Annotated in this window: 18 protein-coding genes, 4 tRNA genes and 1 pseudogene; 16 read left to right on the plus strand and 7 right to left on the minus strand. The window is 59.6% G+C overall.

Annotated elements, in window-relative coordinates:
- Positions 1-17: 17 nt before the first annotated feature.
- Both ACP7BX_RS13640 and ACP7BX_RS13645 read left to right on the plus strand, forming a co-directional pair.
- A complete protein-coding gene (locus ACP7BX_RS13640; RefSeq protein ID WP_038847671.1) occupies positions 18-1,238 on the plus strand; it encodes a putative DNA modification/repair radical SAM protein in 1,221 nt (406 codons plus the stop codon).
- A complete protein-coding gene (locus tag ACP7BX_RS13645; protein WP_033903276.1) occupies positions 1,235-2,074 on the plus strand; it encodes a TIGR03915 family putative DNA repair protein in 840 nt (279 codons plus the stop codon). Before ACP7BX_RS13640 ends, ACP7BX_RS13645 begins: the two co-directional genes overlap by 4 nt.
- On the opposite strand, the pseudogene ACP7BX_RS13650 reads toward ACP7BX_RS13645, so the two are convergent.
- The 3 genes and pseudogenes from ACP7BX_RS13650 to ACP7BX_RS13660 all read right to left on the minus strand — a co-directional run.
- Positions 2,043-3,455: pseudogene (locus tag ACP7BX_RS13650) on the minus strand (efflux transporter outer membrane subunit); the annotation flags it as partial. The gene ACP7BX_RS13645 and the pseudogene ACP7BX_RS13650 sit on opposite strands and share 32 nt — an antisense overlap.
- Positions 3,439-4,605 carry an efflux RND transporter periplasmic adaptor subunit gene (locus tag ACP7BX_RS13655; protein WP_426160833.1) on the minus strand — a complete coding sequence of 389 codons (1,167 nt, stop codon included), beginning with the start codon at positions 4,603-4,605 and terminating at the stop codon, positions 3,439-3,441. The gene ACP7BX_RS13655 and the pseudogene ACP7BX_RS13650, both read right to left, overlap by 17 nt.
- Positions 4,595-7,816 (minus strand): efflux RND transporter permease subunit, encoded by a 3,222-nt coding sequence (locus tag ACP7BX_RS13660; RefSeq protein WP_426160835.1) that lies wholly within the window; start codon positions 7,814-7,816, stop codon positions 4,595-4,597. Before ACP7BX_RS13660 ends, ACP7BX_RS13655 begins: the two co-directional genes overlap by 11 nt.
- Positions 7,817-8,017: 201 nt before the next feature.
- Here ACP7BX_RS13660 and ACP7BX_RS13665 point away from each other — a divergent pair, with 201 nt between their 5' ends.
- The gene (locus ACP7BX_RS13665) at positions 8,018-8,428 is read left to right on the plus strand and encodes a hypothetical protein (RefSeq protein ID WP_016978010.1); all 411 of its coding nucleotides are present in this window, start codon (positions 8,018-8,020) and stop codon (positions 8,426-8,428) included.
- Here the strand turns inward: ACP7BX_RS13665 and ACP7BX_RS13670 are convergent.
- Complete coding sequence (locus tag ACP7BX_RS13670) at positions 8,425-8,586, minus strand: hypothetical protein (protein ID WP_016978011.1); 162 nt, start codon at positions 8,584-8,586, stop codon at positions 8,425-8,427. The two genes, ACP7BX_RS13665 and ACP7BX_RS13670, sit on opposite strands and share 4 nt — an antisense overlap.
- Positions 8,587-8,796: 210 nt before the next feature.
- Between ACP7BX_RS13670 and ACP7BX_RS13675 the strand changes: the two genes are divergently transcribed.
- Complete coding sequence (locus ACP7BX_RS13675) at positions 8,797-9,459, plus strand: C39 family peptidase (protein WP_426160836.1); 663 nt, start codon at positions 8,797-8,799, stop codon at positions 9,457-9,459.
- Between the two features lie 120 nt (positions 9,460-9,579).
- Here the strand turns inward: ACP7BX_RS13675 and pbpG are convergent, their stop codons facing one another.
- Together pbpG and folD are read right to left on the minus strand one after the other, a co-directional pair.
- Positions 9,580-10,503, minus strand: coding sequence for a D-alanyl-D-alanine endopeptidase (gene pbpG / locus ACP7BX_RS13680; protein WP_269131222.1), 924 nt, complete (start codon positions 10,501-10,503; stop codon positions 9,580-9,582).
- Positions 10,504-10,709: 206 nt separating this feature from the next.
- A complete protein-coding gene (folD, locus tag ACP7BX_RS13685) occupies positions 10,710-11,564 on the minus strand; it encodes a bifunctional methylenetetrahydrofolate dehydrogenase/methenyltetrahydrofolate cyclohydrolase FolD (protein WP_061448970.1) in 855 nt (284 codons plus the stop codon).
- Positions 11,565-11,843: 279 nt separating this feature from the next.
- On the opposite strand from folD, the gene ACP7BX_RS13690 reads away from it, so the two are divergent.
- From ACP7BX_RS13690 to ACP7BX_RS13735, 10 genes are all read left to right on the plus strand, one after another.
- Positions 11,844-11,920, plus strand: a tRNA-Arg gene (locus ACP7BX_RS13690).
- Positions 11,921-11,952: 32 nt separating this feature from the next.
- Positions 11,953-12,028, plus strand: a tRNA-His gene (locus ACP7BX_RS13695).
- A 56-nt stretch (positions 12,029-12,084) separates the two neighbouring features.
- Positions 12,085-12,169: transfer RNA gene (locus tag ACP7BX_RS13700), tRNA-Leu, on the plus strand.
- Positions 12,170-12,246: 77 nt separating this feature from the next.
- Positions 12,247-12,322: transfer RNA gene (locus ACP7BX_RS13705), tRNA-His, on the plus strand.
- 401 nt (positions 12,323-12,723) lie between these two features.
- Complete coding sequence (tig, locus tag ACP7BX_RS13710; RefSeq protein ID WP_095016808.1) at positions 12,724-14,034, plus strand: trigger factor; 1,311 nt, start codon at positions 12,724-12,726, stop codon at positions 14,032-14,034.
- A gap of 91 nt (positions 14,035-14,125) precedes the next feature.
- Positions 14,126-14,761 carry an ATP-dependent Clp endopeptidase proteolytic subunit ClpP gene (gene clpP / locus ACP7BX_RS13715; RefSeq protein WP_033903269.1) on the plus strand — a complete coding sequence of 212 codons (636 nt, stop codon included), beginning with the start codon at positions 14,126-14,128 and terminating at the stop codon, positions 14,759-14,761.
- A gap of 112 nt (positions 14,762-14,873) precedes the next feature.
- Positions 14,874-16,157, plus strand: coding sequence for an ATP-dependent Clp protease ATP-binding subunit ClpX (gene clpX / locus ACP7BX_RS13720; RefSeq protein WP_010209414.1), 1,284 nt, complete (start codon positions 14,874-14,876; stop codon positions 16,155-16,157).
- Positions 16,158-16,331: 174 nt separating this feature from the next.
- Positions 16,332-18,728, plus strand: a complete 2,397-nt coding sequence (gene lon, locus ACP7BX_RS13725) for an endopeptidase La (RefSeq protein ID WP_426160905.1) — start codon at positions 16,332-16,334, stop codon at positions 18,726-18,728.
- 149 nt (positions 18,729-18,877) lie between these two features.
- Positions 18,878-19,150, plus strand: a complete 273-nt coding sequence (locus ACP7BX_RS13730) for an HU family DNA-binding protein (protein ID WP_003174819.1) — start codon at positions 18,878-18,880, stop codon at positions 19,148-19,150.
- Between the two features lie 230 nt (positions 19,151-19,380).
- Positions 19,381-21,255: a SurA N-terminal domain-containing protein gene (locus tag ACP7BX_RS13735; RefSeq protein ID WP_426160906.1), complete on the plus strand. Its 1,875-nt coding sequence runs from the start codon at positions 19,381-19,383 to the stop codon at positions 21,253-21,255.
- A gap of 48 nt (positions 21,256-21,303) precedes the next feature.
- On the opposite strand, the gene ACP7BX_RS13740 is transcribed toward ACP7BX_RS13735, so the two are convergent.
- Positions 21,304-22,482, minus strand: coding sequence for an MFS transporter (locus tag ACP7BX_RS13740; RefSeq protein ID WP_426160907.1), 1,179 nt, complete (start codon positions 22,480-22,482; stop codon positions 21,304-21,306).
- A gap of 119 nt (positions 22,483-22,601) precedes the next feature.
- On the opposite strand from ACP7BX_RS13740, the gene ACP7BX_RS13745 reads away from it, so the two are divergent.
- Together ACP7BX_RS13745 and ACP7BX_RS13750 are read left to right on the plus strand one after the other, a co-directional pair.
- The gene (locus tag ACP7BX_RS13745; protein WP_426160908.1) at positions 22,602-23,501 is read left to right on the plus strand and encodes a LysR substrate-binding domain-containing protein; all 900 of its coding nucleotides are present in this window, start codon (positions 22,602-22,604) and stop codon (positions 23,499-23,501) included.
- An 89-nt stretch (positions 23,502-23,590) separates the two neighbouring features.
- Entirely contained in the window at positions 23,591-24,364 is a 774-nt protein-coding gene (locus ACP7BX_RS13750) for a DUF2242 domain-containing protein (RefSeq protein WP_426160909.1), read from the plus strand.
- The last annotated feature ends 234 nt before the right edge of the window (positions 24,365-24,598 follow it).

The following is a 24,598-nucleotide window of genomic DNA, read 5'->3' on the forward strand; positions in this document are numbered from 1 at the left end:
AGTGTCGGTAACCCTCCATGCAGTTGATCGAAAAACTCAGCATCCTCGCCGACGCCGCCAAGTACGATGCTTCGTGCGCCAGCAGTGGTGCGCCCAAGCGTAGCTCCGAGGGCAAGGCGGGGCTGGGTTCCACCGATGGCATGGGCATTTGCCATAGCTACACGCCGGACGGGCGTTGTGTGTCGCTGCTCAAGGTGTTGCTCACCAACTTCTGTCTTTACGACTGCCAGTACTGCGTCAACCGCCGCTCCAGCGACGTGCCCCGCGCGCGTTTCAGCCCGGAGGAGGTGGTTACTCTGACCCTGGATTTCTACCGGCGCAATTGCGTCAGCGGGCTGTTTCTCAGTTCCGGCATCATCCGTTCGTCCGACTACACCATGGAGCAACTGGTGCGGGTCGCCAAATTGCTGCGCGAAGAGCATGACTTTCGCGGCTATATCCATCTCAAGACCATTCCCGACGCCGATCCGGCACTGATCGCCGAAGCCGGAAAGTATGCCGATCGCCTGAGCGTGAACATCGAACTGCCCACCGAGGCCAGCCTGCAGACCCTGGCGCCGGAAAAAAAGATCGTGTCGATCAAGCAGGCCATGCAGACCATCTACACGGGCGAGCAGACGGTCCGCAACGAACCGCGCGCGCCGCGTTTTGCCCCGGCCGGGCAGAGCACGCAACTGATCGTCGGCGCCGACGACACCGATGACAGCACCATCCTCCACGGTGCCGAGGCGTTGTACGGTAACTTCAAGCTGCGCCGCGTGTATTACTCGGCGTTCAGCCCCATTCCCAACAGCCCGAAAAGCGTGCCCCTGGCAGCACCGCCCTTGATGCGCGAGCACCGCTTGTACCAGGCGGATTTTTTGCTGCGCAGTTATGGCTTCAGCGCCAACGAGCTTTTCCAAGGCCCCGGCCACCTGGCCCTGGATATCGACCCCAAGCTGGCCTGGGCCCTGGAAAACCGTGAGGTGTTCCCCCTGGACCTGAACCGCGCCGAACCGACCTTGATCGCGCGTATCCCAGGCATTGGCCTGCGCACTACCCAGCGCCTGGTGGACCTACGCCGTGAGCGCAAGATCCGCTTTGAAGACCTGGCGCGCATGCGGTGTGTGCTGGCCAAGGCCAAGCCGTTTTTCATCACCAGCGACTACCATCCGCAGCAGGCCGACAGCACCAGCGTGTTGCTGCGCGAACAATTGCGCGACCGTCCGCAGCCGCAGCAAATGGGCTTGTGGGGATGATCAGCCTGGAGTGCAACAACCTGTTCAGCACTTGGCGCGAGCAGGCGCGCTGGCTACTGAGCCATCAGGTCGACCCCAGCCAGGTGAGCTGGGGCGAGGCTGAGGTGGCGGACCTGTTTGCCACCGACGAACCGATTCCCGAAGGCTTGGGGCCTTACCAGACGCGGGTGCCCAAGGCCCTGCTGGAATTGCTGGAGTCGGCGGCCTGCTATCACGGGGACCAGCGCTGGAGCCTGTTGTATGAAGTGTTGTGGCGCGTCAGTCATGGTGACCGCACGGCGATGCTGGCGGGGGACAAGCTGGGCAGTGAGTTGCAGCGGCGGATCAAGCAGGTCAGTCGCGAGGCGCATCATTTGCACGCGTTTGTGCGGTTTGTCGCGCTACCGGCCGGGGCGGGGCTGGAGTTGCCGGAATATGTGGCCTGGCATGAGCCGGCCCACGACATCCTGAAGTCCGCCAGTCAGCATTTTGTAGGACGAATGGGGCGTCATCGCTGGATGATCGCCACGCCGTTGGATGGGGTGTATTACGATGGCGAGCAGCTTGTTCATCAGCGCGAGTGCCCCGAGGCTTGGCGCCAGCTGGCACAGAATGTCGAGGACCCCCACAGTGCGATGTGGCTGACCTATTACAGCCACATCTTCAACCCGGCACGCTTGAACCCCAAGGTGATGGAGGGGCATCTGCCGAGCCGGTTCTGGAAAAACCTGCCCGAGGGCAAGTTGATTCCGGGCTTGATCACCGAGGCGCGGACGGGGAAGCAGAAGGACGGGCAGGCAAAGTTGATTGGTGCAAAACCGGGTCGCCAGATTGCCAACCCCCACCGAGCGCGGTGACCAACCCCACGCTCGCCTGCAACTGACGGGTCTGTACTGCCTGCAACGTGCGTTGTGCCTGCAAGGCTGCCGTCTGTGCGGTGACCACGTCCAGGTAGCTTACCGCGCCGGCCTCGTAGCTGTTCATCGCCAGCGATTGTGTGTGTTGCGCCGCATCCGCCGCCGCTTGCTCATCCTGGGCTTCCTGTTGCAGGTCTCGTAGCTGCGCCAGGTTGTCCTCGACTTCGCGCACCGCTTTCAAGACATGGCTGCGGTATTGCGCCGAAGCTTCTTCAAACTCGGCTTTGGCTTGGCGTTCATTGGCGCTCAAGCGGCCGCCATCAAAGATCGGCAAGTTCACCAGTGGGCCCAGCGCCCAATAGCGATTGCCCGCCGACAGCAGGTTACCGACGCCTTGCGTCTGCCCGCCGATCAGCCCGGTCAGGCTGAAGTCCGGGTACCACGCGGCCTTGGCTACGCCGATATTTGCATTGGCAGCAAACACCCGGCGTTCCGCCGCCGCGATATCTGGCCGACGTTGCAACAGGTGGCTCGGTAGCTGCGAAGGAATCCCCGGCAGCGCGATCAACCTCTCGCTTGGCGATAAACTGAAATTGCTGGCGGCCACGCCCACCAATTCGCCTATCGCATGTTCGGTGAGGTTGCGTTGGCCCTGCACTTCATCCCATTGCGCCTTGGCTTCGGCCAACTGATTCTGCGCGCGCGTCAGGTCGAGCTCCGACGCAATCTGGCCCTCATATCGGCTGCGAGTCAGTTGCAATGCCTGGCTGAAATCATCCAGCGAACTCTTGAGAATCCGAGCCTGGGCATCCAGTCCGTTGAGTTGTACGTACAACGTCGCTAACTGATGTTGCAGGCTCAAGCGCGCCACCGCCAAATCATCGCCGGACGCCTGTGCCTGGGCATCACCGGCCGCCACCTGGTTGCGGATTTTGCCCCACAGGTCCAGGTCGTAGCTCAGCGAAAAACCAGCGGTGTTGCTGTTGTACACCGATGGCTGCGTATCCCCTCGCAGCGGCCGCGAGTCCGATTGCCGTTGGCGCAATGGCTGCGCGCTGGCGGTGATCTGCGGGAACAACCCCGCATGCAATTGGCTGGCATAGGCCTGGGACGCATCGAAGTGCGCGAGTGCCGCCGCCAAGTCGGGGTTGGCCTTGAGCAGTTGCTGTTGCAGGTCGTTCAGGCGCGAATCCTGGTAGAGCGTCCACCATTCGGGGGCCAATTGATCGGACGGTTGCGCGCTGTGCCAGGGACCCTCGCTGGTCTGTTCGCGATACCCGGCCGGCAGGTCGACAGTAGGCACCTTGTAGGTCGGCGCCATCGAGCAGCCCTGCAACGCCAGCAGCATCAGCGCTGCCAGGGGTTTAAGCCTTAGGCGCATGCGCACCTCCGGCGGCGGCCAGCTGTACCGGATCGCCCTCACGCAGGGCGTCTGGAGGGTTGTCGACTACACGATCGACGGGTTTCAGGCCTTGGTCGATGACCAGGCGTTCGCCCAGGTCGAGGCCGATGTGAATGTCCTGCAGGTGCACGTGATTCTGCGCGTCCAATACCGCCACCTGTGTGCCTTGGGCCCGGAAGATCAACGCGCTGGCCGGGATGCTTACGCCATGGGTATCCGCCGGAATCGGCAAGGTGGCTTCGGCGTAGTCACCGGGCAGCAATTCGCCGTTGGGGTTGTCGGCCACGAACTGCGCAAGCAAGGTGCCGGAACGGCGGTCGATGGCGGTGGAATCACCGATCAGGCGCGCCTTGAAGTGCTCACCGGGGTGCTCGGGCACAGTCAGCTCGGCTTCAAGGCCGGGGTGGATGACCGCCGCGTAGTTCTGCGGCACGGGTACATACAGGCGCAATTGATGGGTGTCGGCGATGTTGAACAGCTCGGGATCGCTGTCGGTGTCGGCCTTGATCAATTGGCCGATATCGGTGTTGCGTGCGGTGATGGTGCCGGCGAACGGCGCGCGGATCGTCTTGTAGCTTTCCAGTGCGGACAGCCTGGCATAGTCGGCAGCGGCGGCTTCGGCGTTGGCTTTTGCGGCGGCGGCGTTGGAGGTTTTTTCATCGGCCTCCTGGCGCGATACCGAATGGCTGGCGAGCAGGTTTTGCCAGCGCGTCGCGGTGGTTTCGGCCAGGCGTGCGTTGGCCTGTTCCTGTATCAGCCGTGCATGGGTTTGCGCCAGTTGCTGGTCCAGGTCGGGGCTGTCGATCTCGGCAAGGATTTGCCCGGCGTTGACCTGGGTGCCGATGTCGGCTTTCCAGTCTTTCAAGTAACCGCTGACGCGGGCGTGAATCGGCGCCTTGCTCCAGGCTTCCAGGTGCGCCGGCAAGCGCAGGGTGTCGCCGGCGGCATTCTGCTGCGGTTGGAACACCATCACCTGTGGGACGGCGGCGGTTTCGGTCCAGGCGGTGACCGATTGTTCGTGCAGCGTGCGGGCGTGCAGGCCGTTGGCGACCAACAGGGCGGCCAGGGTCAGGCCGCCGACACCCATGAGCATCAGACGCTTGCGCGAGGGTTTGTGATCAGACGACATGAGACGTTTCTCCAGCAGTGGCGCGAGTAGGGTGACGGCCGTGGACCAGGCTGAAGACCACGGGGACAAATAACAGGGTGGCGGTGGTGGCGAGGATCAGGCCACCGATCACCGCCCGGCCGAGCGGGGCGTTTTGTTCCTCGGAAATCGCCAGAGGCAACATGCCGATGATCATCGCCAGGGCGGTCATGCACACCGGGCGAAAGCGCGTGTAACCGGCTTCCAGCGCAGCCTTGAGCGCATCGCCATGTTCGGCCAGGCGTTCACGGCAGAAACTCACCACCAGGATCGAGTTGGCGGTGGCCACGCCCATGCACAGGATCGCGCCGGTCAAGGCGGGCACCGACAACGAGGTGCCGCTGAGGAAAAGCATCCACACGATCCCCGCCAGTGCGGCCGGCAAGGCGGTGATGATCACGAACGGATCGACCCACGACTGGAAGTTGACCACGATCAGCAGGTAGATCAGTACCACCGCGCCAAGCAAGCCAAAGCTCAAGCCGCTGAAGGCTTCGTGCAACGCATCGATCTGCCCGTGCAGGCTGATCACCGCGCCTTTGGGGCGCATGGACGCGGTGTCATCCAGCACTTTCTGCACATCACGGGCCACGCCGCCGAGGTCGCGACCTTGCACGTTGGCGTACAGGTCCAGGGTCGGTTCGATGTTGTAATGGGTCACCACTGCCGGGCTTTGCACACGGGAGATGGTGGCCACGCCGCCAAGGATCTGCGACTGGCCGTCGGCGCCGGTCACCGGCAGCGCTTCCAGCGAAGGCAGGCTGTCGAGGCGATATTGCGGGGTGGCGGCGACGATGGAATAGGACACGCCGTTGGCCGGGTTGAGCCAGAAGGTCGGTGCCACTTGGGAGCTGCCGGCGAGGGAGGCGACCATGCTGTTGGTCACGTCACGTTCGGTAATACCCAGGCCATTGGCGCGCAGGCGGTCGACGTTGACCTGCAAGGACGGGTAGCCGGTGGACTGCTGGATGCGCAGGTCGGCGATACCGGGTACGTGTTGCAGGCGTCGCTCCAGTTCCACCGCATACGCACGGTTTTCTTCATCGCTGCGCCCGGAGATTTTCACGTCCAGTGGGGCTGGGGCGCCGAAGTTGAGGATCTGGCTGCTGATGTCGGCTGGCAGGAATGCGAAGTGGCTACCGGGGAAGCTTTCCGGCAGGGCTTCGCGCAGTTTCTTCACGTAATCGGCGGTGGGCGCGTGGTCTTTTTTCAGGGTGACCTGGATGTCGCCGTCCTGCGGGCCGATGGTGCCGCTGCTGCTGTAGGCCATGTCGATACCGCTGAGCGGGATGCCGATGTTGTCGACGATGGTGTCGAGTTCTTCGGCGGGAATCACCTCGCGAATCCGCGCTTCGATACGGTCGAAGGCGGCGGCGCTTTCTTCGATGCGCGTGCCCAGTGGCAGGCGCACGTGCAGGGCCAATGCACCCGCGTCGGTGGCCGGGAAGAAGTCCTGGCCAAGACTCGGCAGCAACAGGAACGACGCCAGCACGCAAGCAAGGAAACCGACGATAAAGCCCTTGCGATTGCCCAAGGCTAAGGTCAGCAGGCCATGGTAGGTGTCGCGGATATTTGAGAAGTGCCGTTCAAAGCCCTGCTGGAAATTCAGCACCGATTGCAGCACGCGATTGCGCGGTTTCTTGTGCTGCTCGCCCTCATGATGATTGATGAATGCATCTTCCGGATGATGCCCGGCGCCTGGCTCCGGCGTGTGCGGCTTGAGCAGGAACATCGCCAGGGTCGGCACCAGCGTACGCGACAGAATGAACGAGCTGGCCATGGCAAAGATCACCGCCAGGGCCATCGGCCGGAACAGGTAACCGGCGATGCCTTGCAGCAAAAACATCGGCACGAACACGATGCAGATACACAGCAGCGAGACGAACGCCGGGCCGACGATCTGTGCGGCGCCGTCGAGGATCGCGGTCTTCACTGCCTTGCCTTGTTCCAGGTGCCAGTTGATGTTTTCGATGGTCACCGTGGCGTCGTCCACCAGGATCCCCACCGCCAACGCCAGCCCGCCGAGGGTCATCACGTTGAGGGTTTGCCCGCTGACCGCCAACAGTGCAATCGCCGACAGCACGGCCAGGGGAATCGAGGCGGCAATAATGATCGTGGAACGCCAACTGCCGAGGAACAGCAGGATCATCGCACTGGTCAGCAGCGCGGCAATGATGCCTTCCTGGGCCACGCTGCCCACTGACTGTTTGACGAACACCGAGGCATCACCCAGCAGCGAGGTCTTCAGCGACGGCGGCAGGGTCTCGTTGATGCGCGGCAGCATCTGGCGGATACCGTCGATGATCGACAGGGTGGAGATGCTGCCGTTTTTCAGCGCTGGCATGAGGACCGCACGGTGGCCGTCGACGCGCACGATATTGGTCTGCGGCGGCGAGCCGTCGCGCACGTGGGCGACTTGGCCGATGGTGATCAAGGCTCCGTCGACGGTCTTGATCGGCAGGTCATTCAGCTCATCGATGGCCTTGGGGCTGTTGTTGAGCAGGATCGTGTATTCGTTGGGGCCGAGTTTGGCGGTGCCCACCGGGATGATCTGGTTCTGCAGGGCCAAGGCGTTGCCCACGTCCTGGGCCGACAAGCCTTTGGCGGCCAGTGCCTGTGGATCGAGGTCCAGCGTGATCTGGCGTTGCTTGCCGCCCATCGGTGTAGGCATGGCCAGGCCGGGCAGGGCGCTCAGGGGCAGGCGGATGTTGTTCTGCACCAAGTCGCGGATCTTGGCTTCCGAGAGGCTGGGGCTGGAGAACGCCATCTGCAAAATCGGCACCGTGGAGGCGCTGTAGTTGAGGATCAGCGGTGGCGTGATGCCCGGCGGCATCTGCTTGAGGACGGTTTGTGACACCGCTGTCACCTGGGCGTTGGCGGTGCGGATGTCCACGCCGGGTTGGAAGAAGATCTTGACGATGCCCATGCCGGGCAGGGATTGCGATTCGATATGCTCGATGTCGTTGACGGTGGTGCTCAGGGAGCGTTCATAGGTGTAGATCACCCGACCGGCCATGGCGTCCGGCGACAGGCCGTTGTACTGCCAGACCACGGCAACCACGGGGATGCCGATGTCCGGGAAAACGTCAGTGGGGGTACGCAGGGCCGCCATCGGCCCGATGATGCAGATGAATATGGCCAACACGATAAACGTGTACGGCTTTTGCAGTGCGGTCTTTACCAGCCCGAGCATGCGTGAAACCTCCGGAGGGAGCAGGATTGCAAACCCCGGCAGTCTTGCCCGACCCACCTAACACGCACCTTTCAGCCAGGTGAAGGAACATTTAGGAAGGGGCTGAAGATCGTTTCATATGTATTCATTTGTTCTACAAAGGGTGGCTCCTCAAGCTTGTAGGCCATCGGACACATCGTCCCTATTTGTTGGAGCCCTGCCATGTCACTCAAACCTCTGTTATTGATTCCCGCCCTCGGTGCTGTGCTGTTGTTGTCGGCGTGCGCCGGCCCGATCCCCAAGGCCGACCCGAGCGAAGCGTGGATCGGTCTGAAAGAAGAGGCCCCCAACGACCTGATGGCCGAACGCGTGGACGGCAAGCGCGTGGATGACGGACGTTTCTTTGAAGTGACACCGGGAGACCATCGCCTGGATGTGACGCTGTTCGAAGAAGAGCCAGGCGACGACAACCAGCAGGACTGCCAGGGCCGGGTCGAGTACAAGGATTTCAAGGCAGGTGAGCATTACACCCTGGTGGAATCGAGCCTGGGCACCACCGTGCGCGCATCCTTGATGGATGGTCACGGCAAGGAAGTCGCGGCGACTCAGGACTTCAATTGCATGCCGGGCTAGGCGTGATGTACCGCCACCTTATGGGGTTTGGCGGGTGCAGCGGGTTTGACGTGGGGGTGATGGTGCCGACGGGTGATGCGCAACACCCCCCACAACATGGCGCCGGCTACCGCCAGCCAACCGCAGATCAACAGGACAATCGTTGTTGCAAGGCTCATTCGGGCCTCCTTTCGCCCCGCAGGGGGCACACACAGTCTTCTCAATGGACAGTCTAGCTACCTGGCGGTTGCCTGCTATTGACCAATGGTCGTGTCTGTCCAACTTCTTTGCTCTATCCGCGTCCTTTACTAAGCCTGCGGGCTATACCCGCGTGGCAGAGCGTCCTATGATCAGGGCCCTTACCGGCAGTTGATCAAGAGAGTAGAAAATTGCGGTTACGGTCGAACCTGAAAAAATCCTTGTTCCTCGCGTGTGCCTTGGGCCTTGCGGCGTGTTCCTCCACTCCGTCGAGACTGGCGGGCCTTCCGGAGCGCGTCGAACTCAATGGCGTGCCGACCTTTCGCAGCGAGGCTTACCAGAGCGGTCCTACGTCTTTAGCCAGCATGCTGTCGCAACAAGGCATTGTCATGACACCGGGGCTGTTGGATAAACCGTTGCATCTGCCGGGCGGCGAAGCCGACCTTGAGCGCAACATGCAGGTGCTGGCGCGTGAGTACGGGCTGATGGTGTATCCGCTGGAGGCCAAGCTGACGGCAGTGCTGGCCCAGGTGGCGGCGGGTTATCCGGTGATGGCGCGGATTGGCGGCGGGCTGTGGTCGGATGCGCACTACGTGGTCGTGGTGGGGTTCAACCAGCAGAAAAGCACGGTGTTGTTGCGCTCGGGGATGGATCGGCGCTTGCTGATGAGCTTCAGCGACTTTGAGTCCAAATGGAAAAGCGCCGGCAGTTGGGCAATCCTCACCCAGCGCCCGAGCCAGTTGCCGGCGAATGTGGATGCACAACGTTGGCGCGACTCGGCGAATGCGACGGCCCAGGCCGGGCAGGAGCGGGCGGCGGCGCAGGCGCTCAAAGTGTTGGCGGAAACAAAGTAAACAAGAACACTGCGTGCCCTGTGGGAGCGGGCTTGCCCGCGATGCAGGCGCTGAGGTGTTTCAGTTGCGCCGCAGTGATGCTATCGCAGGCAAGCCAGCTCCCACAGGGGGGTTGCGTGTTTAGCGACGGGCTTCAGCAGCGTTGGGACGATTCTTCAGGTTCTTGTCGGCCTTGTAGCGCAACGCTACATCGGGCACCGAACCGCTCTTGCCGGTCTCGACCCAATTGCGGATACGGCTGGCATCGGCAAAGTGGGTGAATTTGCCGAAGGCATCCAGGATCACCAGCGACACCGGGCGGTTACCCATGCTGGTCACCAGTACCAGGCAGTGGCCGGCCTGGTTGGTGAAGCCGGTCTTGGTCAGCTTGATGTCCCAGTTGGCGCGGTTGATCAGGTGGTCAGTGTTGGAGAAACCCAGGGTGTAGTTGGGCTTGCGGAACGACACGGTCTTTTCCTTGGTGGTGCTCAATTGGCTCAGCAGCGGGTAGTGACGCGCGGCGGCCAGCAGCTTGCTCAGGTCGCGGGCGGTGGACACGTTGTGGATCGACAGGCCAGTGGGTTCTACATAATGAGTACTGGTCATGCCCAGCGCCTTGGCCTTGGCGTTCATCGCCGCGATAAACGCCGGGTAGCCGCCTGGGTAGTGGTGGGCCAAGCTGGCCGCGGCGCGGTTCTCCGAGGACATCAAAGCGATCAACAGCATTTCTTTGCGCGGCATTTCGCTGCCGATTTTCACGCGGGAGAACACGCCTTTCATTTCCGGCGTGTCCTTGATGTTGATGTCGATGTATTCGTCCATGTTCTGCTTGGCTTCCAGCACGATCAGACCGGTCATCAACTTGCTCACCGAGGCGATGGGTACCACCACGTCGGGGTTGCTGGAATAGATGACTTTGTTGGTCTGCAGGTCCACCAGCATGGCGCTGCCGGAAGCGATTTGCAGTTTGGACGTGTCACGCGGGGCCAGGGTGGTTTCGGCGGCGTGCGCGAAGGTGCCTGTGAAAGCAAAAAATAGGCTGACAATAGAAAGACGAATTTTCACGCGGATGAACTCGCTAAAAGTAAGGAAATACCGTTCGTGAACGGTTTTTTGATAAATGCCGTTACATTTTAGGAGTATGGATCAGAAACTGTCGAATGTTCTTCTAGAACCCGATGAAAGTTCTTAAAAACTAAGAAAAAACAGGGTTTATCTCAGGCAATAAAAAGCCCTGCGATAAGGCAGGGCTTTTTCAGTACGCCTGGTTATTAAGCGTGCAGGGTCTCTGCGGCGTACAGGGTGTTTTCCAGCAGGCAAGCGCGGGTCATCGGGCCGACGCCGCCCGGTACTGGGGTAATCCAGCCGGCGCGGGGCAGGGCGGTTTCGTACACCACATCGCCCACCAGCTTGCCGTCGTCCTGGCGGTTGATGCCCACGTCGATGACGATGGCGCCTTCCTTGATCCATTCACCTTTGACCAGTCCTGGCTTGCCGGCAGCAACCACAACCAGGTCGGCGCGGCCGACGTGGCCGGCGAGGTCTTTGGTGAAGCGGTGGGTGACGGTCACGGTGCAACCGGCCAGCAACAATTCCATGGCCATCGGACGGCCGACGATGTTGGAGGCGCCGACCACGACTGCATCGAGGCCGTACAGGTCGACCCCGGTGCTTTCCAGCAGGGTCATGATGCCTTTAGGCGTGCACGGGCGCAGCAGCGGGATACGCTGGGCCAGGCGGCCGACGTTATAAGGATGGAAACCGTCGACGTCTTTGTCGGGGCGAATGCGCTCCAGCAATTTGGAGGCGTCCAGATGCTCGGGCAATGGCAGTTGCAGCAGGATGCCATCAATCTTCGGGTCGTCGTTAAGGCTGTCGATCAGGTCGGTGAGGGCCTGCTGGGTGGTTTCGGAAGGCAAGTCGTAGGCCTTGGAAATAAAGCCGACCTCTTCACAGTCTTTACGCTTGTGCGAGACATAAACCTGAGAGGCAGGATCGCTGCCGACCAGGATCACCGCGAGGCCAGGCGTGCGCAGACCTTGCTGGCTGCGCTCGGTGACTCGTTTGGCGATCTGCTGGCGCAGGCTGGCGGCGATTGATTTGCCGTCGATAAGTTGTGCAGTCATTACGCGTGATTAACCATCGAGAGGGGGAAGAAAAGTGCGCGCATTCTCGCATGCCAGGACGTGAGGGCAAAGGCGCTTGGTCTGCAAATTGCCCTAACCCCTTAAATAAAATCAGTTTTTTTCAAAAAAGATTTGACGGGTTTCGAGGGCGTCTATACTATTCGTCGCACTTGTCGGGCACAGCCTAGCACTGGTTAAGAAGGTCGAGCAGAATAGCGTGTTGTTCTGTAAGGCTGGAAGCACTTAGTTTGTAATCCTCCAAGAGTACAGATTAATCAGGCGCCCGTAGCTCAGCTGGATAGAGCATCCGCCTTCTAAGCGGATGGTCGCAGGTTCGAGTCCTGCCGGGTGCGCCATTAGGCAGCTTTGGCACAAGTAGCGCTATATGGTGGGCGTAGCTCAGTTGGTAGAGCACGGGATTGTGACTCCCGTTGTCGAGGGTTCGATCCCCTTCGTCCACCCCATATTTTAAAAGGCGCCAGATTAATCGTCTGGCGCCTTTGCTTTAAGAGCTTCAAGCGCGGATGTGGTGGAATTGGTAGACACACTGGATTTAGGTTCCAGCGCCGCGAGGCGTAAGAGTTCGAGTCTCTTCATCCGCACCAAATAAAGCTTGGTCCCGTCGAAAGGCAGGGCAGGGCTCGACAAAGAAGTGGTTTGGTTTCTTTGTTAACGCAATATGGTGGGCGTAGCTCAGTTGGTAGAGCACGGGATTGTGACTCCCGTTGTCGAGGGTTCGATCCCCTTCGTCCACCCCATATTCGAAAGGCGCCAGATTTAACAGTCTGGCGCCTTTTTTGGTTTCAGCGGTTCGAAATATCCAGCGGCTGCAGGTAATGGGGCGCGATGGCAGCGCGTTTCGTCGTATTTATGTATCTCGATGATGCTGCGCTGCCTGCCAGCCCTGTTTGCGGGGTTGGCCGTCAGGGAGATGGATGACGACTTCTTCTATATATAGAAGGGGCGGCGCAGAGCCCTGGCGTGATGGGTTGTATTTGTCACCGGGGCGAGGTGCATCCGTACCTTCGTACCGATAAATTGCCGGCTGTTTTCGGGCGTATTTGCAGTAGGGTGACTTCTTGAGTTTGACCCACTAGAATGCATGCCCTTGATTGGGGTCGGAAATGGCCGGCTAACGTCTGTGCAACGAGGAATATCCATGCAAGTTTCTGTTGAAAATACTACTGCTATCGAGCGTCGCCTGAGCATCACCGTGCCGGCTGAGCGCATCGAAACTGCGGTCAACAAGCGTCTGCAGCAGACTGCCCAGAAGGCCAAGATCGCTGGTTTCCGTCCAGGCAAAGTGCCAATGAGCGAAATCAAGCGCCGTTTTGGTGCCGATGCGCGCCAGGAAGCTGTCGGTGACGTGATCCAGGCTTCGTTCTACGAAGCTGTTGTTGAGCACAAGCTGAACCCAGCAGGTTCGCCTTCTATCGAGCCTAAGTCCCTGGAAGCTGGCAAGGACCTGGAATACGTTGCCGTATTCGAAGTGTTCCCTGAATTTGAAGTGGCCGGTTTCGACGGTATCGAAATCGAGCGTCTGAGCGCCGAAGTGGCTGATTCGGACCTGGACAACATGCTGGAAATCCTGCGCAAGCAGAACACCCGTTTCGAAGTGGCCGACCGCGCTGCCCAGAACGAAGACCAGCTGAACATCGATTTCGTTGGCAAGGTTGACGGCGAAGTCTTCGCTGGCGGCTCCGCCAAGGGTACTCAGCTGGTGCTGGGCTCCAACCGCATGATCCCGGGTTTCGAAGACGGTCTGGTTGGCGCTAAAGCCGGCGAAGAGCGCGTTCTGAACCTGACTTTCCCTGCTGACTACCAGAACCTGGACCTGGCTGGCAAAGCCGCCGAGTTCACCGTGACCGTCAACAGCGTTTCCGAGCCTAAGCTGCCAGAGCTGAACGAAGAGTTCTTCGCTCAATTCGGCATCAAAGAGACCGGCATCGAAGGCTTCCGCACCGAAGTTCGCAAGAACATGGAGCGCGAACTGCGTCAGGCAATCAAGTCCAAGGTCAAGAACCAGGTCATGGACGGTCTGCTGGCCGCCAACCCGATCGAAGTGCCTAAGGCCCTGCTGTCCAACGAAGTGGATCGCCTGCGCGTTCAAGCTGTTCAGCAGTTTGGTGGCAACATCAAGCCTGACCAACTGCCGGCCGAGCTGTTCGAAGAGCAAGCCAAGCGCCGCGTCGTGCTGGGCCTGATCGTGGCTGAAGTGGTCAAGCAGTTCGACCTCAAGCCTGACGAAGATCGCGTTCGCGAAATGATCCAGGAAATGGCTTCGGCCTACCAGGAGCCTGAGCAGGTCGTGGCTTGGTACTACAAGAACGATCAGCAACTGAACGAAGTGCGTTCGGTTGTGCTGGAAGAACAAGTTGTGGATACTGTTCTGCAGAAGGCTAAGGTGACCGATAAAGCGGTCTCTTACGAAGAAGCAGTCAAACCGGCGGAAGCAGCACAAGCCGACTGATTGTCCAACTCGTTGGAAATACAACCATAAGCCAGCCTCGCGCTGGCTTATGCGTTTTCAAGACATGACTATTTGGGAGTAACTGCAGAGCATGTTCCGTAATTCCTATATTCAGCAGAACTCTGATGTCCAGGCCGCTGGCGGCCTGGTCCCGATGGTTGTCGAGCAGTCCGCTCGTGGCGAACGCGCCTACGACATCTACTCGCGCCTGCTCAAGGAGCGAGTGATCTTTCTGGTGGGCCCCGTAGAGGACTACATGGCCAACCTGATCTGTGCGCAGCTGCTGTTCCTTGAAGCGGAAAACCCGGACAAGGACATCCATCTCTATATCAACTCGCCGGGCGGTTCGGTGACAGCAGGTATGTCGATCTACGACACCATGCAGTTCATCAAGCCGAACGTCTCGACCACGTGCATTGGCCAGGCCTGCAGCATGGGCGCATTCCTGCTGACCGCGGGTGCCGAAGGCAAGCGCTTCTGCCTGCCGAATTCGCGCGTGATGATTCACCAGCCACTGGGCGGTTTCCAGGGCCAGGCGTCGGACATCGAAATCCACGCCAAGGAAATCCTGTTTATTCGCGAGCGCCTCAATACGTTGATGGCCAAGCACAGCGGGCACACCTTGGAAGAAATTGAGCGCGATACCAACCGCGACAACTTCATGAGTGCCGAAGCTGCGAAAGCATACGGGTTGATCGACGACGTGATCAGCCAGCGCCCCGCTTAATATAAGCTGCTCAAAATAGGGCTGGTCGGCATGTCCGACCACTGGCGGGCTTGAAAAAGCCCGCATAAGCCTTCATCTTGTGTTGCAAGCCTATCGGATTTGGATCGAACGAATGACTGACACCCGCAACGGCGAGGACAACGGCAAGCTGCTCTATTGCTCCTTCTGTGGCAAAAGCCAGCATGAAGTGCGCAAATTGATTGCCGGCCCCTCGGTCTTTATCTGCGACGAGTGCGTCGACCTGTGCAATGACATCATCCGTGAGGAGGTGCAGGAAGCCCAGGCCGAAAGCAGCGCGCATAAATTGCCTTCGCCTAAAGAAATCAGCGGCATCCTTGACCAGTACGTGATTGGTCAAGAGCGTGCAAAGAAGGTTCTGGCCGTAGCGGTGTACAACCACTACAAACGCTTGAACCAGCGTGACAAGAAAGGCGACGAAGTTGAACTCGGCAAGAGCAACATCTTGCTGATCGGTCCTACAGGCTCGGGTAAAACCCTGCTGGCAGAGACCCTCGCTCGCCTGCTGAACGTTCCGTTCACCATCGCCGACGCCACCACCCTCACCGAGGCTGGCTACGTGGGTGAAGACGTCGAGAACATCATTCAGAAACTGCTGCAGAAGTGCGACTACGACGTAGAGAAAGCCCAGATGGGTATTGTCTACATCGACGAAATCGACAAGATCTCGCGCAAGTCGGATAACCCGTCGATCACCCGGGACGTTTCAGGTGAAGGCGTGCAGCAAGCCCTGTTGAAACTGATCGAAGGCACGGTCGCTTCCGTACCGCCACAAGGCGGCCGCAAGCACCCGCAGCAGGAATTCCTTCAGGTTGATACACGCAACATCCTGTTTATCTGTGGTGGTGCGTTCTCCGGCCTGGAAAAAGTCATCCAGCAGCGTTCGACCCGTGGCGGCATCGGCTTCAGTGCCGAAGTGCGCAGCAAGGAAGAAGGCAAGAAGGTTGGCGAGTCCCTGCGTGAAGTCGAGCCTGACGATCTGGTCAAGTTCGGTCTGATCCCGGAATTCGTGGGTCGTCTGCCAGTCCTGGCGACGTTGGACGAGCTGGATGAGGCTGCTCTGATTCAGATCCTCACCGAGCCGAAAAACGCCCTGACCAAGCAGTACGCCAAGTTGTTCGAGATGGAAGGTGTAGACCTCGAGTTCCGTACCGACGCCCTCAAATCGGTGGCCAAGCGGGCACTGGAGCGCAAGACCGGTGCACGTGGCCTGCGTTCGATTCTGGAAGGCGTGTTGCTCGACACCATGTACGAAATCCCCTCGCAGTCCGAGGTGAGTAAAGTGGTGATCGACGAAAGCGTTATAGAAGGTAAGTCCAAGCCACTGTATATCTACGAAAACAGTGAGCCGGCTGCCAAGGCTGCGCCCGACGCGTAAGCGTTCCGCAGTTTCGGTATAAACAAAGGGGCCTCCAGGGGCCCCTTTGTTTTTACGGCGTTTTTACCCCAAAGCGTTTACTGCGTTTAACTGCTGGCAATAAGCTTGTTTTTTTTGCATGCAGCCCCCATCTTGGTTTCAAGCTTATTTTTCATCTGTCATAGAGGCGAAATCATGAAGACCACCATTGAATTGCCTCTCCTGCCGTTGCGTGATGTCGTCGTCTATCCGCACATGGTTATCCCGCTGTTCGTGGGGCGCGAGAAGTCTATCGAAGCCCTTGAGGCCGCGATGACGGGCGACAAGCAAATCCTGCTGTTGGCCCAGAAGAATCCTGCTGATGATGATCCAGGCGAAGACGCCCTGTATCGCGTTGGTACCATTGCGACCGTGCTGCAACTGCTCAAGCTGCCAGATGGCACCGTCAAGGTGCTGGTGGAAGGTGAGCAGCGTGGTGCGGTCGAGCGTTTCATGGAGGTGGATGGCCACCTGCGCGCTGAAGTGGCGCTGATCGACGAAGTCGAGGCCCCTGAGCGCGAGTCCGAAGTGTTTGTACGCAGCCTGCTCTCGCAATTCGAGCAGTATGTGCAGTTGGGCAAGAAAGTCCCGGCTGAAGTCCTGTCTTCCCTCAACAGCATCGATGAGCCAAGTCGCCTGGTCGACACCATGGCCGCGCACATGGCGCTGAAGATCGAGCAGAAGCAGGACATCCTTGAAATCATCGACCTGTCGGCACGTGTCGAGCACGTGCTGGCGCTGCTGGATGCCGAAATCGACCTGTTGCAGGTCGAGAAACGCATCCGTGGTCGCGTGAAGAAACAAATGGAGCGCAGCCAGCGCGAGTACTACCTGAATGAGCAGATGAAGGCCATTCAGAAAGAGCTCGGCGACAGCGAGGAAGGCCACAACGAAATCGAAGAGCTGAAAAAGCGCATCGATGCCGCTGGCCTGCCGAAAGACGCCCTGACCAAAGCCGCTGCCGAGTTGAACAAGCTCAAGCAGATGTCACCGATGTCGGCCGAAGCCACCGTGGTGCGCTCCTACATCGACTGGCTGGTGCAAGTGCCGTGGAAGGCCCAGACCAAAGTGCGCCTGGACCTGGCGCGTGCCGAAGACATTCTCGATGCCGACCACTATGGCCTCGAAGAAGTCAAAGAACGCATCCTCGAATACCTCGCTGTGCAAAAGCGCGTGAAGAAGATTCGCGGTCCGGTGTTGTGCCTGGTGGGTCCGCCTGGCGTGGGTAAAACCTCGTTGGCTGAGTCGATTGCCAATGCCACCAACCGTAAATTCGTGCGCATGGCCCTCGGTGGTGTGCGTGATGAAGCGGAAATCCGTGGTCATCGCCGCACTTACATCGGTTCGATGCCGGGAAGATTGATTCAAAAGATGACAAAAGTGGGCGTGCGCAACCCGCTGTTCCTGCTCGATGAAATCGACAAAATGGGCAGCGACATGCGTGGCGATCCAGCGTCGGCATTGCTGGAAGTGCTCGACCCCGAGCAAAACCACAATTTCAACGACCATTACCTGGAAGTCGACTACGATCTTTCCGACGTAATGTTCCTGTGCACCTCCAACTCCATGAACATCCCGCCGGCACTGCTGGACCGGATGGAAGTGATTCGTCTGCCGGGTTATACCGAAGACGAGAAGATCAATATCGCTGTCAAATACCTCGCGCCCAAGCAGATTTCGGCCAACGGCCTGAAGAAGGGCGAGATCGAATTCGAGGTCGAGGCGATCCGCGACATCGTGCGTTACTACACTCGCGAGGCCGGTGTGCGGGGCTTGGAGCGCCAGATTGCGAAGATTTGCCGCAAGGCGGTCAAAGAGCATGCATTGGAAAAACGCTTCTCGGTGAAAGTAGTTGCCGACTCCCTGGAGCACTTCCTGGGCGTGAAGAAGTTCCGCTACGGCCTGGCTGAGCAGCAGGATCAGGTAGGGCAGGTGACTGGCCTGGCGTGGACCCAGGTGGGCGGCGAATTGCTGACCATCGAAGCCGCTGTCATTCCTGGTAAAGGTCAACTGATCAAGACCGGTTCCCTGGGTGACGTGATGGTTGAATCCATCACTGCCGCGCAGACCGTGGTGCGCAGCCGCGCCAAGAGCCTGGGGATCCCCCTGGACTTCCACGAGAAGCACGACACGCACATCCACATGCCGGAAGGGGCGACCCCGAAAGACGGCCCTAGCGCTGGCGTAGGCATGTGCACGGCCCTGGTGTCGGCATTGACGGGCATTCCGGTGCGCGCCGATGTCGCCATGACCGGGGAAATCACCCTGCGTGGCCAGGTATTGGCCATCGGTGGCCTGAAAGAGAAATTGCTTGCTGCACACCGGGGTGGTATCAAGACGGTGATCATTCCTGAAGAGAATGTTCGCGACTTGAAGGAAATTCCTGACAACATCAAGCAGGATCTGCAGATTAAACCGGTTAAATGGATTGACGAGGTCCTGCAAATTGCGCTGCAATACGCGCCGGAGCCCTTGCCGGATGTGGCTCCGGAGATAGTTGCCAAGGACGAAAAACGCGAGTCTGATTCCAAGGAAAGAATTAGCACGCATTAATGTGTTAAAGCCTGGGGGGCTTCCTTGACAGCTTTTTAGAGCCCTTGTTATAAAGCGGCTCTTAAGTGTCTGTAGGCCATTCAGCACTGGTTTTTGCTTTCACCAAAAAACTTAGAATCATACTCAATAGATATATAAGGGGACTTAGAGTGAACAAGTCGGAACTGATTGATGCTATCGCTGCATCCGCTGATATCCCGAAAGCTGCTGCTGGCCGTGCGCTGGATGCAGTAATCGAATCCGTCACTGGCGCTCTGAAGGCCGGCGACTCCGTGGTCCTGGTAGGCTTCGGTACTTTCTCTGTGACTGACCGCCCAGCTCGCACTGGCCGTAACCCACAGACTGGCAAAGCACTGCAGATCGCTGCTGCCAAGAAACCAGGTTTCAAAGCCGGTAAAGCCCTGAAAGAAGCTGTTAACTAAGCTTCGATCCAGCCTTTACCTACCCGGGACGAACGTAGGTTCGACCTGGGAGCGGAGCGGCGGCAGACCCACGTATGCATAGGGTCGCGAAGCCGGGGGGAGAACCAAAGCCCCCGTCCGCTCCGCCAGTTGCGAGAAGGCGCATCCTTGGATGCGCCTTTCTTATATCCGTACTCTACCCACGCTCCACGGTTGCCTATTCTTGAAGTTCAACCGTTTCTGGGGGACGCATGCTGCAAAATATCAGGGACAATTCACAAGGCTGGATTGCCAAGACCATTATCGGGATCATCGTCGCATTGATGGCGTTCACCGGTATCGAGGCCATTTTCCAGGCTTCGGGTAACAGTAAGCAGGACGTGGCCAAGGTCAACGGTGAAGAAATCACCCAGACCGAACTGAGCCAGGCCGTCGACATGCAACGTCGCCAGCTGATGCAACAGCTGGGCAAGGATTTCGATGCCTCCCTGCTGGATGAAAAACTGCTGCGCGAAGCGGCCCTCAAGGGTCTGATCGATCGCAAGCTGTTGCTGCAAGGTGCGGCTGACTCCAAGTTTGGCTTCTCTGAAGCTGCGCTGGACCAGGTAATCCTGCAGACACCGGAATTCCAGGTGGACGGCAAGTTCAACGCCGAACGCTTTGACCAGGTGATCCGTCAACTGGGCTACAGCCGTATGCAATTCCGTCAGATGCTGACCCAGGAAATGCTGATCGGTCAGGTTCGCGCAGGTATTGCTGGCAGCGGTTTCGTCACCGATGCCGAAGTGCTGGCATTTGCGCGTCTGGAAAAACAGACCCGCGACTTCGCCACCGTCAACATCAAGGCCAACCCTGGCGCGGTGAAACTCACCGACGAGGAGGTCAAGGCTTACTACGACCAGCACGCCAAAGAGTTCATGACCCCTGACCAGGTGGTCATCGACTACCTGGAACTGAAGAAGTCTTCCTTCTTCGACCAGGTCAGCGTGAAGGACGAAGAGCTGCAGGCGGCCTATCAGAAAGAAACCGCCAACCTCGCTGAACAGCGTCGTGCCGCGCACATCTTGATCGAAGTCAACGACAAGGTCACCGACGCGCAAGCCAAGGCCAAGATCGAAGAAATCCAGGCACGCCTGGCCAAGGGTGAGAAGTTCGAAGCCCTGGCCAAGGAGTTCTCCCAGGATCCGGGTTCGGCCAACAGTGGTGGTGACCTCGGCTTTGCCGGCCCTGGCGTCTACGACCCGGACTTCGAAACTGCCTTGTACGCGTTGAACAAAGACCAGGTCTCGGCACCGGTACGCAGCACCTTCGGTTGGCACTTGATCAAGCTGTTGGGCGTTGAGGCACCGCAAGTGCCGACGTTTGCCAGCCTGAAAGACAAGCTGACCAAAGAGCTCAAGACCCAGCAGGTTGAGCAACGTTTCGTCGAAGCAACCAAGCAATTGGAAGATGCGGCATTCGAAGCGTCCGACCTGGCCCAGCCGGCATCCGACTTGAAACTGACCGTGCACACCTCCGCGCCGTTTGGCCGTGAAGGTGGCGAAGGTGTTGCGGCCAACCGTGCCGTGGTCACCGCAGCGTTCAGCCCGGAAGTACTGGATGAAGGTGCCAACAGCACCGCCATCGAACTGGACCCGGAAACCATCATCGTGCTGCGTGCCAAGGAGCATCTGAAGCCTTCGCAACTGCCGCTGGAAAGCGTCAATGCGGCGATTCGCACACAGATGGCCAAGGAGCGCGCCAGCGCAGCTGCCAAGGCTCACGCTGACGAGTTGATCGCCAGCCTGCGTGATGGCAAGACTGCGCTGAACCAGCCGGTCGACGGCCAGGCGTGGAAAGTCACTGAAGCGGCCACCCGTGGCCAGGAAGCGATCGACCCTGCCGTGCTGCAAGCCCTGTTCCGCATGCCCAAGCCTGCGGCCAAGGACAAGCCGACCTTCACCACCGTGACCCTGGCGGATGGTAGCCTGGTGATCGTGCGCTTGAACGGTGTCAACGAAGCTGCTGCCCCAACGGACGAAGAAAAGGCGCAATACCGCCGCTTCCTCGCCTCTCGTGTCGGCCAGCAGGACTTCGCCGCCTACCGCAAGCAGTTGGAAACCAAGGCTGACATCAAGAAGTTCTGATGTCGGTTTGAACAAAAAGCCCCCGGCCTGAAAAGACCGGGGGCTTTTTTATGGGCGGGTTAGAGCCGTCTTTGACGCGCCAGCCAGTGCCAGTAGCATCAGTAGCACAATCGCCCACGGAAACGCGGCAACGCCCCACCCCTGAAGCAACACGCCGCCCGCCAAGCCGCCGCCCGCGATCCCCAGGTTCCACACGGTCACCAGCATCGACTGGGCGGCGTCCGCCGACTCACCCGCTGATTTGGCCAGCGCTGTTTGCAGCAAGGCAGGCAGCCCGCCGAACGCCAGGCCCCACAACGCGACGGCGAGATAGATGACAGCGGTCACGTTCATCCAGAACACCAGTGCCATGGCAATCACGCCAAACAGTGCGCAACTGATCAGCAGCAGTGCGCGCAGCCATCGATCAATCAGCACGCCGGCCAGCCAGATGCTCAACAAAGCGGCGAGGCCGAACACCAACAGCACTCGGTCGATATTCGCAGCAATGCCGGCTGGCACCAGCAGCGGAGCGATATAGGTGTACAGGACGTTGTGGGCCAACACGTGGGTCAAGGTCACCCACAGCACCGGACGAATCCCCGGCAAGGCCAGCACTTGATGCAGGCCCAGGCGTTTTCCAGCCGGCTCGCCAGCGAAATCCGGCAGTTGCCAACGCGCCCATACCAAGAGCACCAGTGTCAGCCCGGTCATGATCGCGAAGCTCAGCCGCCAGCCGACCGCGGCGCCCAGAAAGGTGCCAGCGGGCACGCCCAGTGACAGCGCCAACGGTGCCCCAAGCATGGCCACCGCAATTGCCCGACCTTGCAGATGAGGTGCCACCATCCGGCTGGCATAACCCGCCAGAAGTGCCCACAGCAGCCCGGCAAACACGCCGGCGAAGAAGCGTGCGACGAGGGTCAGCCCGTAGTGGCTGGAAAGGGCGGTCACGCTGTTGACCAACGCAAAGCCGGCAATGGCGATTAGCAGCAATGGGCGGCGCCGCCAGCCTCGGGTCAACAGCGTCAGGGGGATGGCCGCCAGCAGTGACCCGAGGGCGTACAGCGTGACCAATTGGCCCACCAGTGCGGGTGACACGTCCAAGCCTTCGCCCATTTGTGGCAAGAGACCGGCGGGCATGGCTTCGGTGAGGATGGTTATGAAACCGGCACTGGCCAAGGCCAGCAAACCACCCAATGGCAGCGTGTCCCGCTGGATTTTCATGGGGGAATCGGTAAGGGAGGTCATCGTGCTCTATCCATGCAAAAGGGCAAGCAAGCAGGGTAGGGGGCTGTGGTCGGCGGAAAAACAGGCTAAGGTTCCGAACTTATCGGACTTCAACGTCCGCAATCATCGAGGGCTTTTTCATGGACAGCCTGGGCAGCCTTTCCGTCTTCGTGCAGGTGGCGGAGACCCGCAGCTTCACCGCTGCCGGGCGTGTGCTGGGCGTATCGTCTTCAGCTATCGGCAAAAGCATCGCGCGGATGGAAGAGCGCCTGGGCGTGCGGTTGTTTCACCGCAGCACCCGCAGCATCACCTTGACCAGCGAAGGTGCGCTGTTCCTTGAGCGCTCGCGGCGCATCCTGGCTGAGGTCGAGGCCGCCGAACGGGAGCTGACCGAAGCCAGCGCCACGCCGCGCGGCAAGTTGCGCATCAGCGTGCCGCAAGTGCGTGGCCTGTTGATGCCGGTTATCAGCGACTTTATGCGCGCCTACCCGGACATCGAACTGGATGTGGATTTTTCCGACCGCATGGTGGATGTGATCGAGGAAGGGTTCGACGCGGTGATTCGCACCGGCAAGCCTGAAGACTCTCGGCTGATGGCCCGTCACCTGGGGCATTATCAGTTAGTGCTGGTGGGAACGCCGGGGTATTTTCGTCAGCACGGCACACCGCAGCAGCCGCAGCAGTTGAGCGAGCATGCCTGCCTGCGCCACAAGTTTTGCGCGACCGGCAAACTGGAGCACTGGCCGCTGCGACTTGTCCCCGGCACCTCGGATCCCGTATTGCGCGCCCCGCTGGTAAGCACCACGATTGAATCCCTCAACCACGTGGTGCACGAAGGCCTGGGTATCGCCTGTCTGCCGGACTACATGGTCAATCAGGCGGTGAGCGAAGGACGTCTGCAGCGGGTGCTGGATGATTATCTGGAGCACCGAGGGAGCTTCTGGATGTTATGGCCATCAAGTCGCCATGCCTCGGCCAAACTGCGCGTGTTTATTGATCATATGTGTGCCGGGCTGTTTCCTACGGGCGGCGTCGCGTAAGGCTGTGACGTTTTACCGACAGGAATGCGCGCGCCAAGGCAGCGTTCTGTTGCACAATACCGCCCGGACCGTTTTCCTCAGGATTTTCAATGTCGACATCATTTCACTTGCGTAGCCTCGGGCTGGCGCTGGTGCTGGCGGGCGCCGCGGGCTGCTCGTCACCCAAGACCGCCATTTATGAACATGAGAATTTCGACGACTCCGGTACGTTTTCCCGGGATTACCCGGTCACTGACGTTGCAGCGTGCGAAGCCGCGCGGCGTGCCTTGCTGAGCCAGGGCTACATCATCACCAGCAGCGATCCGAAACTGGTGGTGGGCAACAAGAGCTTCCAGCAGACCGGCGAGACCCATCTGCAGATCAGCTTCAACGTGGTGTGCGCCGATGATGGCAAAGGCACCAACCATTCGACGATGTTCGCCAACGCCCTTCAGGATCGCTATGCGCTGAAGAAGGTCAACAACTCCGCAAGCCTGGGGGTGGGCGTGTTGGGTTCTGTGTCGATGCCGATCGGCTCCACCGATGATTCGATGGTGAAGGTGGCCAGCGAGACGGTGTCCGCGCCGAAGTTCTACGAGCGTTACTTTGCGCTGGTGGACGTGTTCCTGCCGCAAGAGGTGAAGAAGGCCGAGAACATTCCCGAGAAGCCCAAGGCTGAGCTCGGCGTGCCGGAACCTAAAGCCGCACCCGCCGCCGAGAAGATCGAGCCTGCGAAGGAAGAACCCGCCGTTTCACAGCCGGTAGCGCCACCCGTCGAAGCTGCGCCGATTGCGCCACAGGCCGAGCCTGCACCGGCCACCAGCAACCCGGACCTGCCACCGCCAACAGAAGCGATTCCGCCGCTGCCGACGCCGGCGCAGTAATTCGGTGAGGCTAAATCCGTGCAGCGCTGCTACGTTTAATGCTTGAGTGCAGGAACGTCATGACGCCGACATTTTTTCGTCATGACGGCACTTTAGGCTGGTGATGCAGGTCATTTACCTGAAGCCACTCTTAACTCAAGAAGGAGTCCACCATGGACGATTACCAGGAAGAACTGCTGGAGTACCACGCGATTGAGTTGGACCCGCTGGAACCGGCTGACGACGCTACAGAGC

Origin of the sequence: Pseudomonas sp. DWP3-1-3b3, assembly GCF_049896305.1 — a bacterium.
Classification (GTDB): Bacteria; Pseudomonadota; Gammaproteobacteria; order Pseudomonadales; family Pseudomonadaceae; genus Aquipseudomonas; species Aquipseudomonas azotoformans_A.

Excerpts from the sequence above, each read along its gene's own strand:
- ACP7BX_RS13640 (WP_038847671.1), top strand. The coding sequence starts at position 18 with ATGCAGTTGATCGAAAAACTCAGCATCCTCGCCGACGCCGCCAAGTAC.
- ACP7BX_RS13645 (WP_033903276.1), top strand. The coding sequence starts at position 1,235 with ATGATCAGCCTGGAGTGCAACAACCTGTTCAGCACTTGGCGCGAGCAG.
- ACP7BX_RS13655 (WP_426160833.1), bottom strand. The coding sequence starts at position 4,605 with ATGTCGTCTGATCACAAACCCTCGCGCAAGCGTCTGATGCTCATGGGT.
- ACP7BX_RS13660 (WP_426160835.1), bottom strand. The coding sequence starts at position 7,816 with ATGCTCGGGCTGGTAAAGACCGCACTGCAAAAGCCGTACACGTTTATC.
- ACP7BX_RS13665 (WP_016978010.1), top strand. The coding sequence starts at position 8,018 with ATGTCACTCAAACCTCTGTTATTGATTCCCGCCCTCGGTGCTGTGCTG.
- ACP7BX_RS13670 (WP_016978011.1), bottom strand. The coding sequence starts at position 8,586 with ATGAGCCTTGCAACAACGATTGTCCTGTTGATCTGCGGTTGGCTGGCG.
- folD (WP_061448970.1), bottom strand. The coding sequence starts at position 11,564 with ATGACTGCACAACTTATCGACGGCAAATCAATCGCCGCCAGCCTGCGC.
- tig (WP_095016808.1), top strand. The coding sequence starts at position 12,724 with ATGCAAGTTTCTGTTGAAAATACTACTGCTATCGAGCGTCGCCTGAGC.
- clpP (WP_033903269.1), top strand. The coding sequence starts at position 14,126 with ATGTTCCGTAATTCCTATATTCAGCAGAACTCTGATGTCCAGGCCGCT.
- clpX (WP_010209414.1), top strand. The coding sequence starts at position 14,874 with ATGACTGACACCCGCAACGGCGAGGACAACGGCAAGCTGCTCTATTGC.
- lon (WP_426160905.1), top strand. The coding sequence starts at position 16,332 with ATGAAGACCACCATTGAATTGCCTCTCCTGCCGTTGCGTGATGTCGTC.
- ACP7BX_RS13735 (WP_426160906.1), top strand. The coding sequence starts at position 19,381 with ATGCTGCAAAATATCAGGGACAATTCACAAGGCTGGATTGCCAAGACC.
- ACP7BX_RS13740 (WP_426160907.1), bottom strand. The coding sequence starts at position 22,482 with ATGACCTCCCTTACCGATTCCCCCATGAAAATCCAGCGGGACACGCTG.
- ACP7BX_RS13745 (WP_426160908.1), top strand. The coding sequence starts at position 22,602 with ATGGACAGCCTGGGCAGCCTTTCCGTCTTCGTGCAGGTGGCGGAGACC.
- ACP7BX_RS13750 (WP_426160909.1), top strand. The coding sequence starts at position 23,591 with ATGTCGACATCATTTCACTTGCGTAGCCTCGGGCTGGCGCTGGTGCTG.